Genomic DNA, 14,570 nt, shown 5'->3' with positions numbered 1-14,570 from the left:
GGGATCCCCCGGCCGGGCCGGTCCATGCCGGGCCGCGTTCCCGGGGGACGGCGGGATCCCTGCCGGGCTGGTCCATGGCCCCGTTCCCGCGGAACGGCGCGACTCCCGGGCGGGCCGGTCCGGGGGCAGGGCGGGCGGGTGACTTCGGAAAACGCCGGAGCGTGCGATCGCCCCTGCTCGGGGTGGCCGCACGCTCCTCGTGTCGCCGGCCTGGCGGTCAGGCCGGGGCGCCGGGTCTCGGGCGCCCGATGGCCGGCCGCCGGGCCGCCGGGTCAGGCCGTTGTCGTCGGACAGGGATCAGCGTTCGTCGTGGCGACGGCGCCAGCGCTCCTCCATGCGCTCCATGAAGGTGCCCTTGGTACGGCGGGCCGCTCGGCCACGGGCCGGCGAGCCGGAGGCCGGGGCGTCACCGAACCCGTTCATGCGTTTCCAACTGGACAGGCCCCACAGACACGCGGCGAGCATGACCACGAAACCGCCGACGCCGAGCGGGATCATGCTGATGACCACGCCCACCATCATCAGGACGACGCCGAGGGCAAAGCCGATGGAGGCCTTGACGAGGCGACGCTTGTAATGGCTGCGTGGATCACTGATCCTGACGGTGTTGGCCCACTTCGGGTCCTCGGCGTAGAGGGCCTGCTCGATCTGGTCGAGCAAGCGCTGCTCGTGCTCAGAGAGCGGCACGGCGCCTCCCAAGGACAGCCCCAGGACGGGGAAGACGGCAACGGACGACACGGGGTGTCCGAACCTCGCGGTCGGTTATCCCCAGAATACGAGGCTGTAGACGTAGGCGAAAGCAAACGTCCAACGCAGACCAAACCGGAGGTGACGCCATGCCTCCATTTTGGCTCATCTCACGCCCCTCCCGATAAATCGTGACATTGACGTCCCCCTCAGATCCGGACATCGCCGTCATGTCTCTATTTCATCAAACTTGCCGCGTACCAGCGACGCCGGGAGCACCGCATCGGGTCCGAACCTCCGGATCGCCCTGTCCATCGCCTGCTCCGCCTCGCGCCACCCGGTCTCCCTCTCGCCCAGTGTGAGTTGCCGCACCGCCTCCCCCGCGGGCCTCAGATTCTCCATGCGCACCCCCACCAGCCGCAGCCGCACGCGGTCGAGGCCCGCGGACGCGAACAGGTCGCAGGCGGTGGCGTAGATGACCTGCGCGACGTCGGTGGGCTCCCGCAGGGTGCGCGAGCGGGTGATCGTGGAGAAGTCGGCCCGGCGCAGCTTCACACTCACCGTCCTGCCCACGTGACCGCCCTTGCGCATCCTGGCCGCCACCCGCTCCGACAGGCGCAGCAGCTCCCGTCTGATCACCTCGGGGTCGTCGACGTCGGCCGCGAAGGTCTCCTCGTTCCCGATGCTCTTGTCGGGGACGTGCGGGCTCACGGACCGCTCGTCGCGGCCCCAGGCCAGCGCGGCCAGGTGGCCGCCCGCCGCGGGCCCCAGCTCGCGCTGGAGCGTGGCGACCGGCACCCTGGCCAGATCGCCCACGGTGCGGATGCCGAGCCGCACCAGTGCCTGCTCGGTGCGCTCCCCGACCCCCCACAGCGCCGAGACGGGCAGCGGGTGGAGGAAGGACACCACTTCATCAGCGGGCACCACCAGCAACCCGTCGGGCTTGCACTGCTTGGACGCCAGCTTTGCCACGAATTTGCTGCTCGCCACCCCCACCGAGCAGGTGATGCCGTAACGGTCGAGGACCTGCTCCCTGATCAGCGTGGCGACGGCCGTGGGCGGCCCCAGCCTGCGCCGCGCGCCGCCCACGTCGAGGAACGCCTCGTCGGACGCGATCGGCTCCACCAGCGGGGTGATCGCGTGGAAGATCTCCATCACGCCACGCGAGACCTCGGAGTACTTGCCGTGGCTGGGCGGGATCACGGTGGCCTGCGGGCAGAGCCTGCGCGCCCGGCTCATCGGCATCGCCGAGTGCACGCCGTGCGCCCGCGCCTCGTACGTGGCGCTCAGCACGACGCCGCGCCCCGCGGGCGAGCCCACGATCACCGGACGGCCGCGCAGCTCAGGCCGGTCGAGCAGCTCGACGCTGGCGAAGAAGGCGTCCATGTCGACGTGGAGGATCGGGCAGCCGCTGTCATCGACCCCGGTCCGCGGAGCGGGGCCGATGCCGGTGATCTGCTTGCGGGACACGCGGCCGATTCTATCCGAACAGTCGTTCTATATCGAGGTGCGGTGGCCGAGAACGTGCAGCTGGGTGGCGATGTCGCGCAGCACCGGGTGAGTGGCGGCGGCCTGTTCGAGCGCCACCAGCGCGTCGGCCGCGCCGGGCTCGCCGTCGACCAGGCGGCTCGGCACGAGGTCGGAGAACACGCGCACGCCGTGGATCGCGCCCACGGTCAGGCCGGTCACGGTGAGCAGCTCGGCCAGCGTCTCGGCGGTGTAGCGGCGCGGGGTGGGGTCGCGGTCGCCCCAGGTGCCCACCGGGTCGGTCAGCACGGCCCGCGCGTCGTCGAACTGCCCGGCCAGCGCCCGGTGGATCGCGGCGGCCACCGGGTTGGCGGCCAGGACGCTCACCGCGCCGCCCTCGCGCAGCAGGCCCGCGACCGCCGTCAGGGCGCTGATGGGGTCCTCGACGTACTCCAGGACGCTGTGGCACAGCACCAGGTCGGCGCTGCCCCGGTGGAGCAGGTCGGCCAGGTCGGCGGCGTCGCCCTGCAGGCCCCGCACGCCGACGCCGCGCTCCTTCGCCCGCCGCTCCAGGGCCGCCAGCGAGTCGGGGCTCGGGTCGACCACGGTGACCGCGTGGCCCAGCTCGGCCAGCGGCACGGCGAAACCGCCCGTGCCGCCGCCCGCGTCGACGATGTCGAGCCTGTCGCGCCCCGTGGCCGCGGCCCGCTCGGCCAGGACCCCTCGCAACGCGTCCCAGACGACGGCGGTCCGCACCGCCGGGGTCCTCGTGACGCCTTCAGCACGCAACGTCGGCTCGCCTCCCTCTCCTACGCGGACCCGCCCAGCCTACGCCGTACGGGAGATCCTCCGCGCCCCCGATCCGGCCTCCGTGAGGGCAGGAGGAGCAGCCCCGGACGGACGTACGGCCCGCGGGACGGGGGCGCGTCGCGGCTGGTGACGCGCCGCCGTCCCGGCGGGCCGTGACGAAGAGGACGTGACTGGACGGTACCGCGAACCGGGCGTCCAGGCCGTACCTAAAGGGTGAGGCTTGGCTTGAGTTGCTTGAAACGGGCCAGCAGCCCGTTGACGAACTGGGGGGACTCGTCGGTGGACAGCTCCCCCGCCAGGTGCACCCACTCGCTGATGACCACGCCCTCGGGCACGTCGGGCATCCACAGCAGCTCGTACGTGCCGCCGCGCAGCAGGTTGCGGTCGACCGCGGGCATGCGGTCGAGCGTCCAGCCCTCGGCGTAGGTGGTGATCAGCTCGTCGATGCGAGCCCGGTGACGGGCGACTCCTTCCACGATGGCCGAGGTGTACTCGTTCACCGGGGGCTCCTGCCGTTCCACGCGCTCCCCGAGGATCTTCAGGGGGTCCTCGTCGCGCAGTTCGGCTTCGAAGAGGATGTCGAGCGCCCGCCTGCGTGCTTTGCCGCGTGCCGACACCTCAGGCCCGGCCGAGGTACTCGCCGGTGCGGGTGTCGACCTTGACCTTCTCGCCGGTGGTGATGAAGAGCGGCACCTTGATCTCGGCGCCGGTCTCGAGGGTGGCCGGCTTGGTGCCGCCGGTGGAGCGGTCGCCCTGCAGGCCGGGCTCGGTGTTGGCGATGGTCAGCTCGGCGGCGGCGGGCAGGTCGACGTACAGGGCGGCGCCCTCGTTGAACGCGACGGTCGCGAGCGTGTTCTCGAGCATGTAGTTGGCGGCGTCGCCGACCGTGGACGCGGGCACGTTGACCATGTCGTAGGTCTCGGTGTCCATGAACACGAAGTCGTCGCCGTCGCGGTAGGAGTACTGCATCTCGCGCTTGTCGACGTTGGCCACGTCGACCTTGACCCCGGCGTTGAAGGTCTTGTCGACGACCTTGCCGGAGAGGACGTTCTTGAGCTTGGTGCGCACGAACGCGCCGCCCTTGCCCGGCTTGACGTGCTGGAACTCGACCACGCTCCAGAGGTCACCGCCCTCGAGCTTCAGCACCATGCCGTTCTTGAGGTCGTTGGTCGTCGCCACTCGTTCTTCTCCCGGGTGCGGCCGCTCTAAAGGACGAGCAGCTCCTTGGTCGTCTTCGTGAAAAGTTCCGGCCCGCCCTCGCGTGTCACGAGGGTGTCCTCGATGCGGACACCACCCTGGCCGGGGAGGTAGACCCCAGGCTCGACGGTGATCGGAACTCGATCCTCTAGTCTACCGGTACGAGAGGGGCCGAGGAACGGCTCCTCGTGGATCTCCAGGCCGACGCCGTGTCCGAGGCCGTGCCTGAAGTGCGGGCCGTGCCCGGCCGCCTCGATGACGGAGCGGGCCGCCGCGTCGACCTCCTTGGCCCCGGCGCCCGGGGCCAGGGCGTGCCTGCCCGCCCGCTGGGCCTCGGCGACGAGGTCGTAGATCTCGCGCTGCCACCCGGCGGGAGCGCCCAGGCAGACGGTCCGCGTCATGTCGGCATGGTAGCCGCGGTAGCGGGCGCCGAAGTCCATCGTGACCAGGTCGCCCGCCCGCAGTTCCCTCTCGGTGGGGGCGTGGTGGGGCACCGCGCCGTTCTCCCCGGCGGCGACGATCGAGTCGAAGGCGGGCCTGTCGGCGCCCAGCTCGGCCATCCTGCGCTCCAGCAGGCGGGCGAGGTCGCGTTCCGTGAGGCCGGGCGCGACGCTCCCCAGCACGTCGGCGAACGCCTGGTCGGTGATCTCGCAGGCGGTGCGCAGCAGGGCGAGCTCGTCGTCGTCCTTGACCGCGCGCAGCAGTTCCACGACCGGCGCCAGCGGCACCAGCGGGCCGGCCAGGCCCTCGCCGAGGCGGTTGAACGTGGCCACGGTCATGTGCGCGGCCTCGATACCCGCGCCGGGCTCCGCCAGGCGGCCCGCGACGTCCACCGCCTCGACCGCCTCGACGTCCAGCCCGGCGGTCTTGCCGATGTAGCGGTTGTCGGTGGCGAGCAGCGCCGACCCGTCGGCCCGGACGAGCACGGCGGCGTTCGAGCTGTCCAGGCCGGTCAGGTAGCGGACGTTGACGAGGGAGGTGACGAGGAGGGCGGGAACCTCGCGGGCGGGGAGCAGCTCCGCGAGGCGCGCCCGCCGGGCGGCGTGGTCGACGGTCATCACGCCAATGTACGTGCCCCGCCCGGTCCCGTCCCCGCCCCGGGCGTCAGCCTTCGGGGAGCTGCCAGTCGTCGAGGAAGGCGGCGAGAGGGCCGTGCGTCGGGACGTCGCCGCCGCGCTGACCTTCCCGCAGTTCGGCGTAGACGTCGGCGATCCGGCTCAGGCCCTCGTCGGGGTTGCCCCGCTCGAACTTCCCGGCCGCCTTCCTGACCTTGTCCCGGGCTCTCTCGAGGACCTGCGGGTTCGCGTCGCCCACGTCGAGCTGGAACCGCAGGGCGTTGTCGAACTCCGCCAGCCACTTGCTCCAGCCGCCGGGCGGGATGCTGTCGCCCAGGGTGGCCTTGGGCGGCGGAGGCGTCTCGAACAGGGTCGTCGCGGCGGTGGGCGTGGGCTCCGTCGTCGGGAGGACCTGGATCTCCGTGGAAGGCACGGTGTACTCCTGCGGCGGTGTGGGCTCCTGGGTGGTCGGGACGGCGACCGGGGTGGACGGGTCGTCGTCGCCGCCGCGGGACAGGAGCACCGCGCCGATCGCCACCGCCAGGATGACCGCGACCGCCGCCGCGACCTGGACGACCAGGGCGCGGTTGCCGCGCGGGGCGGCGGGCGCCGGGGGTTCCCGCTCCAGGTCGTCCGCGCCGTAGACGGCGGTGTCGCCGGAGCGCGGCCCCTGGCCTCCCGGGTACGCGGCCGTGTGGCCTGGGCCGCCCCCCGGTCCGTACACGGCGGTGTCGGCGGAGGGGGCGAGCGACATGCCGGTGGAGGGCGCGCCGGGAGGCGTGGCGGAGGGGGGCGGCGCGGGCGCCTGGTGGGCGGCGGTCGGCGGGCCCTGGGGCGGGGCGGCGCCGGGACGCGCGATGGCGGCCAGCGCGCGGCGCACCGCCTCGCCACTGGCGGGGCGGCCGGCGGGGTCCTCGGAGAGCAGGGCGAGCACGAGCCGGTCCAGGTCGGCCGGGACGTCGGGACGGAACCGGCTCGGCGGCGGCGCGGTCCGGCCGCCACCGGCCCGGGGACCGTCGCCCCTGTCCGCGCCGCCCGTCCCGCCGCCGCCGTCGCCGTCGCCGCCGTCGCCGGAGGCACCGCCCGTCCCGGCGTCGCTCTCGGCGGAGGCACCGCCCGTCCCGGCGTCACCGTCGGCGGCGGCCCCCGAAGGCTCTCCGGCGGAAGGGGCCTCCCCTGCGACGCCCGCCTGGGCGGCTCCGCCCGGTTCCTCCCGCGATGGGGCCCCGGGCGCGGGGAAGGGGTGGTGGCCGGTCAGGAGTTCGTAGCAGACGCAGCCGAGGGCGTACAGGTCGGCGGCGGGAGAGGCCGGGCCGCCCGCGGCGCGCTCGGGCGCCAGGTAGGCGGCCTCGCGCGGCGACGGCGCCTGGTCGGCGAGGCCGAAGCCCACCGCCTTGAGCACGCCGCTCCCCGCCGCGCGGAAGCTGTCGGGTCCCACCTGGCCGTGGGTCACCCCGGCGCGGTGCGCGGCGTCGAGCCCCCCGGCCGCCTGCCCGACGAGGTCGCACACCTCGACGACGGGCAGGGGCCCGCGGGCGGCCAGCTCCTCGCCGAGGCTCTGCCCGGTCAGGAACTCCATCACCAGGTACGGCGACCCGTCCTGCTCCCCCACGTCCAGCACCATGGCGACGTTGGGGTGGATCACCCGGGCCACCGCCTGCGCGTGCCGCTGGAGCACCTCACGGGTGGCGGCTCCGGCGTCCAGGATCTTCACGGCCACGACCCAGTCGGCCTGCGTGTCGTAGCCTCGCCACACCTGTCCCATCGGCCCGCTGCCGATGAGCTCGTCCAGCCGATACCGCTCGGCGACCATGGGCGTCGCGTCGGACATATCCCCGCCAATTACAGATCAATGGGTATTTCCGACCACCCTAGGCCCCCACGGCCCCTGCCGCTCCGCGAACAGCCGCCTCGCCCGGCCAAGAGGCCGGACGGGGCGGCTGGACGACGTGGATGGACGACGTGGAAGGACGGCCTGGAAGGACGAGGCGGGCGGGCCCGTCAGGCCGTCGCGGGCTTCGCGACGGCCGCCGGGCGCACGGCGGGGGCGTCGTCGAGCGGCTGCGGCGGAGCGTTGAAGACGGCCTCGTCGAGACGGCCCTCCGAGCGGGCCACCAGCACCGGGACGACGAGCTGCCCGGCGACGTTCGTGGCGGTGCGGATCATGTCGAGGATCGGGTCGATGGCGAGCAGCAGGCCGACGCCCTCCAGCGGCAGCCCCAGCGTGCTCAGCGTGAGCGTCAGCATGACGATCGCGCCGGTCAGGCCCGCGGTCGCGGCCGAGCCGACGACCGAGACGAACGCGATGAGCAGGTAGTCGCCGATCCCGAGGTGCAGCCCGAAGACCTGCGCGACGAAGATCGCGGCCAGCGCCGGGTAGACGGAGGCGCAGCCGTCCATCTTGGTGGTGGCGCCGAACGGGACGGCGAAGGCGGCGTAGTCGCGGTCGACGCCGTTGCGCTCGACGGTGACGCGCTGGGTCAGGGGCAGCGTGCCGACCGAGGAGCGGGAGACGAAGGCCAGCTCGATGGCGGGCCAGGCGTTGCGGAAGAACGTGATCGGGCTGACCCTGCCGAAGACCGCGAGCAGCGTCGGGTAGACGGCCAGCAGGACGATGAGGCAGCCGACGTACACGCCAACACTAAACTTGGCGAGGGGCGCGAGCAGGTCCCAGCCGTAGGTGGCGACGGCCTTGCCGATGAGGCCGGCGGTGCCGATCGGGGCCAGGCGGATGACCCACCACAGGGCCTTCTGCACGAGTTCGAGCACGGCCTTGCTGAAGGCAAGCACCGGCTCGGCCTTCTCGCCGACGGCGAGGGTGGCCGCGCCGAGCACGACGCCGAGGAAGACGATCTGGAGGACGTTCACCTCGGTGAACGCGGTGACGATGTTGGTGGGCAGGATGCCGGTGACGAAGTCGAGCCAGGTGCCGGCGCCCTCGGTGTCGACGGGCTTGGCGGCGGAGGTGTCGAGGGTGACGCCCTGGCCGGGGTTGATGATCAGGCCGAGGACGATCGCGAGCGTCACGGCGATGGCGGCGGTGGCGAGGAACCACAGCAGGGTCTTGGTGGCCAGCCGGGCGGCGCCGTTGACGTTGCGCAGGTTGGCGACGCTCACCAGCACCGCGGTGAAGACGAGCGGGGGCACGGCCAGCTTCAGCAGCTGGACGAAGATCTTGCCGACCTGGGTCAGCGTCTCGGCCAGCCAGGTGACGTCCCAGACCTTGGCGGCGAAACCGAGTGCGACGCCGACGACGAGGCCGAGCAGCAGTTGCAGGGAAAAGCTGAATCTCTTCACGAGAGCTCCGGGGGTGACGGCATGCCGAGATGGGGGGAGGGCATGCGGATGAGGTGTGACGGGTGGCGGGGTTGGTTGACGTCCGGAGTCAGCGACAGAGGGTGCCGTGCAGACGGCACAGATCGACGTGCAGCCGCTCGACGAGCCGCACGATCACCACGGTAAACCTCACGAGATCCGTCAACACCTCATCAAACCGGGAGTATTCCCGACCCTCGATGTGAGGTAGGTCACACCGGAGCGGTCAGGGCCGCCCTCAGGAGGCGAGCTCCTTGACCTTCTCCAGGAGCCGCACCCGCTCCTCGTGGGTGCGGCCGAGCGGCGTCACGTTCAGCGTGGTCACGCCCGACTCCTTCAGCGCCTCGATCCTGTCGCGCACGAACCCCTCGGAGCCGATCAGCGACATGCGCTCCAGCAGCTCGTACGGCACCAGGGCGGCCGCCTCGTCCTTCTTGCCGTCGAGGTAGAGCTCCTGGATCCGCTCGGCCTCCTTCTCGTAGCCGTAGCGGCGGGCGAGGTCGTTGTAGAAGTTCCTGCCCTTGGCGCCCATGCCGCCGATGTAGAGCGCCGCCATCGGCCGGCCGAACTCCAGCAGCCCCGACACGTCGTCGCCGATGGCGAGGGAGGCCTGCGCGATGACGTCCAGCTCGCCCAGCTCGGGGTCGCGCCTGGCCCTGCCCGCGGCCAGCGACGGGCCCCAGACGTCCGCGGCCTTCTCCGGCACGTAGAAGATGGGCTCCCAGCCCTCGGCCAGCTCGGCGGTCAGCTCGACGTTCTTGGGGCCGATCGCGGCGACCACGATGGGGATGCGGGGACGCACCGGGTGGTTGATGAGCTTCAGCGGCTTGCCCAGGCCGGTGCCCTCGCCGGGCGGCAGCGGCACGGTGTAGTGGCGGCCCGCGTGCTCCAGGCGCTCGCGCCGCCACACCTTGCGGCAGATCTCGATCACCTCGCGCGTGCGGCCGAGCGGCGCGGTGTACGGCACCCCGTGGAAGCCCTCGATGACCTGCGGGCCCGAGGCGCCGATGCCGAGGGTGAACCGGCCGTCGGAGACGTAGTCGAGGCCCGCGGCGGTCATGGCGAGCAGCGCGGGGGTGCGCGAGTAGATCGGCAGGATGCCCGAGGCGATCTGCAGCCGCTCGGTCTTCGCCGCGATGTAGCCCATCTGGCTCACGGCGTCGAAGGAGTAGGCCTCGGCCACGAAGACGATGTCGAGTCCGGCCTTCTCGTAGTCGGCCAGCTCGGCAACCGTCTCCTTGAAGCCGCCCGAGTAGTTGAGTGCCATACCGATGCGCATGCCGGGCTCCCGAAAACCGAATGTTGTTCCGTTGGCGAACCGCTCCAGGTTAGCGTGTCGGCGCGTCCGGCCGGGAGCCGCTAGCCTGGTTCGGATGCTGAGCCGGGTCGTCGTCGTGATGTCCGTCGTGGTCGCCGCCGTGCTGGCGGGGCACCAGCTCGTCCCGGCACTCGGCGGGGTCACCCCGGTGCTGGAGAGCCTGCTGCCCTGGCTGGGCGTCGCGGTGCCGCTGCTGCTCGCCGCCGCCGCGGTGGCACGCTCCAGGGCGGCCGCCGCCGCCGCGCTGGTGCCGGGCGTCGTCTGGGCGGTCATGTTCGGGCCCACCCTGCTGCGCACCCCGCCGGGCGGCCCCCACGACCTGACCGTCGGCACGGTCAACGTGGGCGTGCGCAACAACGCCTCGGGCGACGCCGTGCGCGCCATCGCCCAGGACCTCGACCTGCTGGCCGCCCAGGAGCTCACCACCGGCGGCCCGGCCGCCAAGCAGCTCGACACGATGTTCAGGTACCACTACACGGTGAGCACGGTCGGCCTGTGGAGCCGCTACCCCATCAGCGACACCAGGCCGCTCGACGTCGGCATGGGCTGGCCGCGCGCCCTGCGCGCCGTCGTCTCCACGCCGAAGGGCAAGGTCACCGTGTACGTCATGCACCTGGCCTCGGCCCGCCCCGGTCACACCGCCTCACGCGACGCGTCGCTCGCGCACGCGCGCAGGCTCGTCGACGCCGACCCGAGCAGGCGCCTGCTGCTGCTCGGCGACCTCAACACCGCCACCACCGACCGCGGCATGCACGGCCTGACGCCCCCGCTGACCGACGCCCAGGCCGTCGCGGGCGACGGGTTCGGCTTCACCTGGCCCGCCCGGTTCCCGGTCACCAGGCCCGACCACATCCTGTACCGCGGCATGACCGCGACCGAGGCGGGCGTGGCCCCCGCCACCGGCAGCGACCACCGCGCCGCCGTCGCCTCGCTGCGCCTCTAGCCACAGGCCCGGTCAGCGGGCCTGATCACCGGGCCTGATCAGCGGGCCCGGTGAGAAGGCGGGCGAGGTCCTCGGGCGTGTCGATGTCCGACGGGTCGCCGTACTCGTCGCACGGCACCTCCGTCACCAGCTCAGGGTGCGCCCTGAGGAACGGCCGCGCGCCCACGTCGCCGACGGCCAGCGCGGCCACCTCGGCGAAGTGCTCACGGGCGATCAGCACCGGGTTCCTCCGCCTGCCGCCGTACGTGGCGACGGCGACGGGCGCGCCCGAGCCGACGAGCGCGCGCACCGCGCCCGGCCCGATGAACGGCTGGTCCACCAGCGCGACGACCACGGCCCGCGCGGCGTCGGGCAGCGCGGCGAGCCCCACCCGCAGCGACGAGCCCATGCCGGACTCCCAGTCCGGGTTGCGCACCGTCACGGCCCCGCGCACCTGGACGGTCGCCGCGCCGAGCACGACCACGACCGGGTGGCAGCCGCCCTCCTCCAGCAGCCGTACGCCGCGGTCCACCAGCCGCTCCCCCTCGTGCTCGACGAGCGCCTTCGGCGTGCCGAGCCGCGCGCCCCGCCCGGCCGCGAGCAGCAGCCCTGCCACCCCGGAGCCCTTCACGCGCCGCGCCCCTCGGTCCGGGCCTCGTGGTGGATGCGGCCCGAGGTGTCCGACAGCGGCCGGCCCGAGCCGCCCCAGCGGAGCTGGATCAGCTCGGCCGCGATCGACACGGCCGTCTCCTCCGGCGTGCGCGCGCCCAGGTCGAGGCCGATCGGCGAGCGGAGCCTGCCCAGCTCGGCCGCTGTCAGCCCGGCCTCGCGCAGCCTGGCCAGCCGGTCCTCGTGGGTGCGGCGCGAGCCCATGGCGCCGACGTACCCGGCGCCGGTGCGCAGCGCCACCTCCAGCAGCGGGACGTCGAACTTCGGGTCGTGGGTGAGGACGCAGACGACCGTCCTCGCGTCCACCGGCACCGAGGCCAGGTAGTCGTGCGGCCACTTGACCACGACCTCGTCGGCGTCGGGGAAACGCTTCGCCGTGGCGAACACCGGCCTGGCGTCGCAGACGGTGACGTGGTAGCCGAGGAACTTGCCGATCCTGGCCACGGCGGCGGCGAAGTCGATCGCGCCGAAGACCAGCATGCGCGGCGGCGGCGCGAACGACTGCACGAACACGCCCAGGTCGTCCAGGCGCCGCTCGCCCCTCGCCCCGTAGTGCCGGGTGCCGGTCAGCCCCTGCGCGAGCATGCCGCGGGCGTCGTCGTCCACGGCCTCGTCCAGGCGGGCGGGGCCGAGCGACCCGGACGAGCGCTCCGGCCAGATCACCCGGCGGGCGCCGATCCTGCCCGGCCCCGCGACGACGGTGGCGACGGCGACCGGCTCGTGCGCCTCGACCGCCCGCGCGATCTCCCCCAGCTCGGGGAACGTCTCCGGCGAGACCGGCTCGACGAAGACGTCGATGATGCCGCCGCAGGTGAGCCCCACGGCGAAGGCGTCGTCGTCGCTCACGCCGTACCGCTGGAGCACCGGCTCGGACGCCTCGGCCGCCAGCTCGAACACCGCGCCCTCGACGCACCCGCCGGAGACGCTGCCGACCACCTCGCCGCCGCGCACCGCCATCGCCGCGCCCGGCGGCCTCGGCGCGCTGCGGAACGTGCTGACGACCGTGGCCAGCCCGAACGTCTCCCCCGACCTCCACCAGCGCACGATCTCCGGCAGCACGTCACGCATCTGCGAGCCTTTCACTGAGTTCTTCGAAGGCGGCCAGGCTGTGCCCCGCCACGAGGTCGTCGAGGTACGGCAGCACGGCCCGCATGCCTCCCGTCAGCGGCCGGTAGTCCTCGTACCCCTTGTGCGGGTTGACCCAGATCACCCGGTACGCCTGCCGGGACAGCCTGGCGACCTGCGCCCCGAGCAGCGCGGGGTCGCCGCGCTCCCACCCGTCGGAGGCGATCACCGCGATCGCGCCGCGCGCGCTGCGCCGCGACAGGTACTCGCGCAGCTCCTCGCCCAGCCGGGTGCCGCCGCTCCAGTCGGGGACCGCCCTCGACACCTCGGCCAGCGCCGTGCCCGGGTCGCGGTGGCGCAGCTCGGCGGTGATCGGCGTGAGCCTGGTGCCGACGGAGTACACCTCGGTGGCCCTCGGCTCGCTCCTGACCAGCGCGTGCGCGAACCGCAGCAGCGTCTCCGCGTACGGCGCCATCGAGCCGCTCACGTCCACGAACAGCACGACGGGACGCGGCCTGGTGGTGTGCCTGCGGTGGCGCAGCCGGGCGATCTCGCCCTTCCTGAGCGCGTCGCGGATCGTCCTGCGCCGGTCGAGGACGCCGCGGTGGGAGCCCTCGAAGCGGCGCGAGCGGCGCCTGGCCCGCCCGGCGCGCAGCATGGACAGCATCGCGTGCACCTCGGCCCGCTCCGCGTCGGTGAGCCTGGCCACGTCGCGGTGGCGCAGGACCTCGGCCCGGCTCGCGGCGCCCGGCACCGCCTCGCCCTCGCCCCGCGCGCCGTCGTCCACGCCCGCGCCGTCGGCGGCGAGGCGCCTGGTCACCGTGGCGACGGCGGGCCGCTCCGCCCGCGCCCTCAGCCCGCCGAAGTACGCGGCGAAGCAGCGGTCGTAGCGCGGCAGGTCGTCGGGGCCCGAGCAGAGCGTGAGCCGTCCCGCCCAGTAGACCTGGCGCGGCTCGGCGACGTCGAGGTGGCGCAGGGCGCGCAGCAGGTTCTGGGTGCGCTCGTGGTCGGCGGCCACCCCCGCGGCCCGCAGCGTCCTCGCGAACCCGGTCATGGTGGCCGCGAGCTCGCCGGCGGCGCCCGTCCACGCCGGAACCCCTCGTGCTCCCCTCGGCGGCCCCGGCGCGGTCATCGCGGTCACTCCCTGGCGAGCAGGCCGTCGCTCAGGACGGCGGCGACGTCCTCGCGGTACTTCAGCGCCGCCCCCAGCGTGGCGGCCGCCCTGTCGGGGTCGAGCTCCTTCGCGCCGAGCGTCAGCAGCGCCTCGGCCCAGTCGAGCGTCTCGGCCACGCCAGGCGGTTTGACCAGGCCGGCGCCGCGCAGCCGCTCCGCCGCCCGCGCCACCTGCTCGGCCAGCGTCCGGCCGCAGCCGGGCAGGCGGCGCAGCAGGATGGCGACCTCCCGCTCGAAGGTCGGGTGCTCCAGCCAGTGGTACAGGCAGCGGCGCTTGAGCGCGTCGTGCACCTCGCGGGTGCGGTTGGACGTCACCACGACCACCGGCGGCGTGCGCGCCCTGATCGTCCCCAGCTCGGGGATGGAGATCGTGAAGTCGGAGAGCACCTCCAGCAGGAACGCCTCGAACTCGTCGTCGGCCCGGTCGATCTCGTCGACCAGCAGCACGCTCGGCTGCGTCTCGACGGCCTTCAGCAGAGGCCTGGCGATGAGGAAGCGCCGGTCGTAGATCTCGCCCTCCAGACGGCCCACGTCCGTGACGCCGGCCGCCTCGGCCGCCTTGAGGTGGAGGAGCTGGCGGGCGAAGTCCCAGTCGTACAGCGCTTGGGCGGCGTCGAGACCCTCGTAGCACTGCAGCCGGATGAGCGGCGCGCCGAGGAGCTCTGCCAGGGTCTTGGCCAGCTCGGTCTTGCCGACGCCCGCCTCGCCCTCCAGGAACAGCGGGCGGCCCATCCTCAGCGCGAGGAACACGGCGGTGGCCAGCCCCTCGTCGGCCAGGTAGGCGTGCCGGTCGAGCAGCTCGGCGAGCTGCTCGGGCGAGTCGACGTCCGTGGCCCTGACGGTAGGCGGCAGCACGCCTTCAGGCTACGCTCCGCGCGCCCGCCGCGACATA

At 73.4% G+C, this 14,570-nt stretch carries 14 protein-coding genes; 1 reads left to right on the top strand and 13 read right to left on the bottom strand.

Features of this window, described 5'->3' with window-relative positions; genetic code table 11:
• Positions 1–297: 297 nt before the first annotated feature.
• The 9 genes from BMX74_RS10525 to BMX74_RS10485 all read right to left on the bottom strand — a co-directional run bounded on the left by BMX74_RS10525 (position 298) and on the right by BMX74_RS10485 (position 9,810).
• Positions 298–687: a DUF3040 domain-containing protein gene (locus BMX74_RS10525; RefSeq protein ID WP_055504039.1), complete on the bottom strand. Its 390-nt coding sequence runs from the start codon at positions 685–687 to the stop codon at positions 298–300.
• A gap of 228 nt (positions 688–915) precedes the next feature.
• Positions 916–2,157, bottom strand: coding sequence for a DNA polymerase IV (locus tag BMX74_RS10520; RefSeq protein WP_055503089.1), 1,242 nt, complete (start codon positions 2,155–2,157; stop codon positions 916–918).
• Between the two features lie 27 nt (positions 2,158–2,184).
• On the bottom strand, positions 2,185–2,943 hold the full coding sequence (locus tag BMX74_RS10515) for a methyltransferase domain-containing protein (RefSeq protein ID WP_055503090.1): 759 nt from the start codon (positions 2,941–2,943) through the stop codon (positions 2,185–2,187).
• Between the two features lie 227 nt (positions 2,944–3,170).
• Positions 3,171–3,581, bottom strand: coding sequence for a transcription antitermination factor NusB (gene nusB / locus BMX74_RS10510; RefSeq protein WP_055503091.1), 411 nt, complete (start codon positions 3,579–3,581; stop codon positions 3,171–3,173).
• 1 nt (position 3,582) lies between these two features.
• Positions 3,583–4,143 (bottom strand): elongation factor P, encoded by a 561-nt coding sequence (gene efp, locus BMX74_RS10505; protein ID WP_055503092.1) that lies wholly within the window; start codon positions 4,141–4,143, stop codon positions 3,583–3,585.
• 26 nt (positions 4,144–4,169) lie between these two features.
• Positions 4,170–5,219, bottom strand: coding sequence for a M24 family metallopeptidase (locus BMX74_RS10500; protein WP_091099915.1), 1,050 nt, complete (start codon positions 5,217–5,219; stop codon positions 4,170–4,172).
• A 46-nt stretch (positions 5,220–5,265) separates the two neighbouring features.
• Positions 5,266–7,047 (bottom strand): serine/threonine-protein kinase, encoded by a 1,782-nt coding sequence (locus tag BMX74_RS10495; RefSeq protein WP_091099913.1) that lies wholly within the window; start codon positions 7,045–7,047, stop codon positions 5,266–5,268.
• A 170-nt stretch (positions 7,048–7,217) separates the two neighbouring features.
• Positions 7,218–8,513 (bottom strand): dicarboxylate/amino acid:cation symporter, encoded by a 1,296-nt coding sequence (locus tag BMX74_RS10490; protein WP_091099910.1) that lies wholly within the window; start codon positions 8,511–8,513, stop codon positions 7,218–7,220.
• A gap of 256 nt (positions 8,514–8,769) precedes the next feature.
• The gene (locus BMX74_RS10485; protein WP_055503096.1) at positions 8,770–9,810 is read right to left on the bottom strand and encodes an LLM class F420-dependent oxidoreductase; all 1,041 of its coding nucleotides are present in this window, start codon (positions 9,808–9,810) and stop codon (positions 8,770–8,772) included.
• Between the two features lie 94 nt (positions 9,811–9,904).
• On the opposite strand from BMX74_RS10485, the gene BMX74_RS10480 reads away from it, so the two are divergent.
• Positions 9,905–10,792 carry an endonuclease/exonuclease/phosphatase family protein gene (locus BMX74_RS10480; protein WP_091099908.1) on the top strand — a complete coding sequence of 296 codons (888 nt, stop codon included), beginning with the start codon at positions 9,905–9,907 and terminating at the stop codon, positions 10,790–10,792.
• 25 nt (positions 10,793–10,817) lie between these two features.
• Here the strand turns inward: BMX74_RS10480 and BMX74_RS10475 are convergent, their stop codons facing one another.
• Genes BMX74_RS10475 through BMX74_RS10460 form a run of 4 tightly spaced genes read right to left on the bottom strand, consistent with a single transcriptional unit; the run spans position 10,818 to position 14,533 of the window.
• On the bottom strand, positions 10,818–11,402 hold the full coding sequence (locus tag BMX74_RS10475) for a nucleotidyltransferase family protein (protein WP_236714691.1): 585 nt from the start codon (positions 11,400–11,402) through the stop codon (positions 10,818–10,820).
• A complete protein-coding gene (locus BMX74_RS10470) occupies positions 11,399–12,508 on the bottom strand; it encodes an XdhC family protein (protein ID WP_055503098.1) in 1,110 nt (369 codons plus the stop codon). The genes BMX74_RS10475 and BMX74_RS10470 overlap by 4 nt, the downstream gene beginning before the upstream one ends.
• Positions 12,501–13,637 carry a vWA domain-containing protein gene (locus BMX74_RS10465; RefSeq protein WP_091099905.1) on the bottom strand — a complete coding sequence of 379 codons (1,137 nt, stop codon included), beginning with the start codon at positions 13,635–13,637 and terminating at the stop codon, positions 12,501–12,503. The genes BMX74_RS10470 and BMX74_RS10465 overlap by 8 nt, the downstream gene beginning before the upstream one ends.
• 5 nt (positions 13,638–13,642) lie before the next feature.
• The gene (locus tag BMX74_RS10460) at positions 13,643–14,533 is read right to left on the bottom strand and encodes an AAA family ATPase (protein ID WP_218153930.1); all 891 of its coding nucleotides are present in this window, start codon (positions 14,531–14,533) and stop codon (positions 13,643–13,645) included.
• Between the last annotated feature and the right edge of the window lie 37 nt (positions 14,534–14,570).

Origin of the sequence: Nonomuraea pusilla (assembly GCF_900109355.1) — a bacterium.
In the GTDB taxonomy this organism is placed as follows: Bacteria; Actinomycetota; Actinomycetes; order Streptosporangiales; family Streptosporangiaceae; genus Nonomuraea; species Nonomuraea pusilla.
The sequence above is the reverse complement of the archived record's forward strand: the minus strand, read 5'-3'. Positions and strand labels throughout refer to the sequence as shown.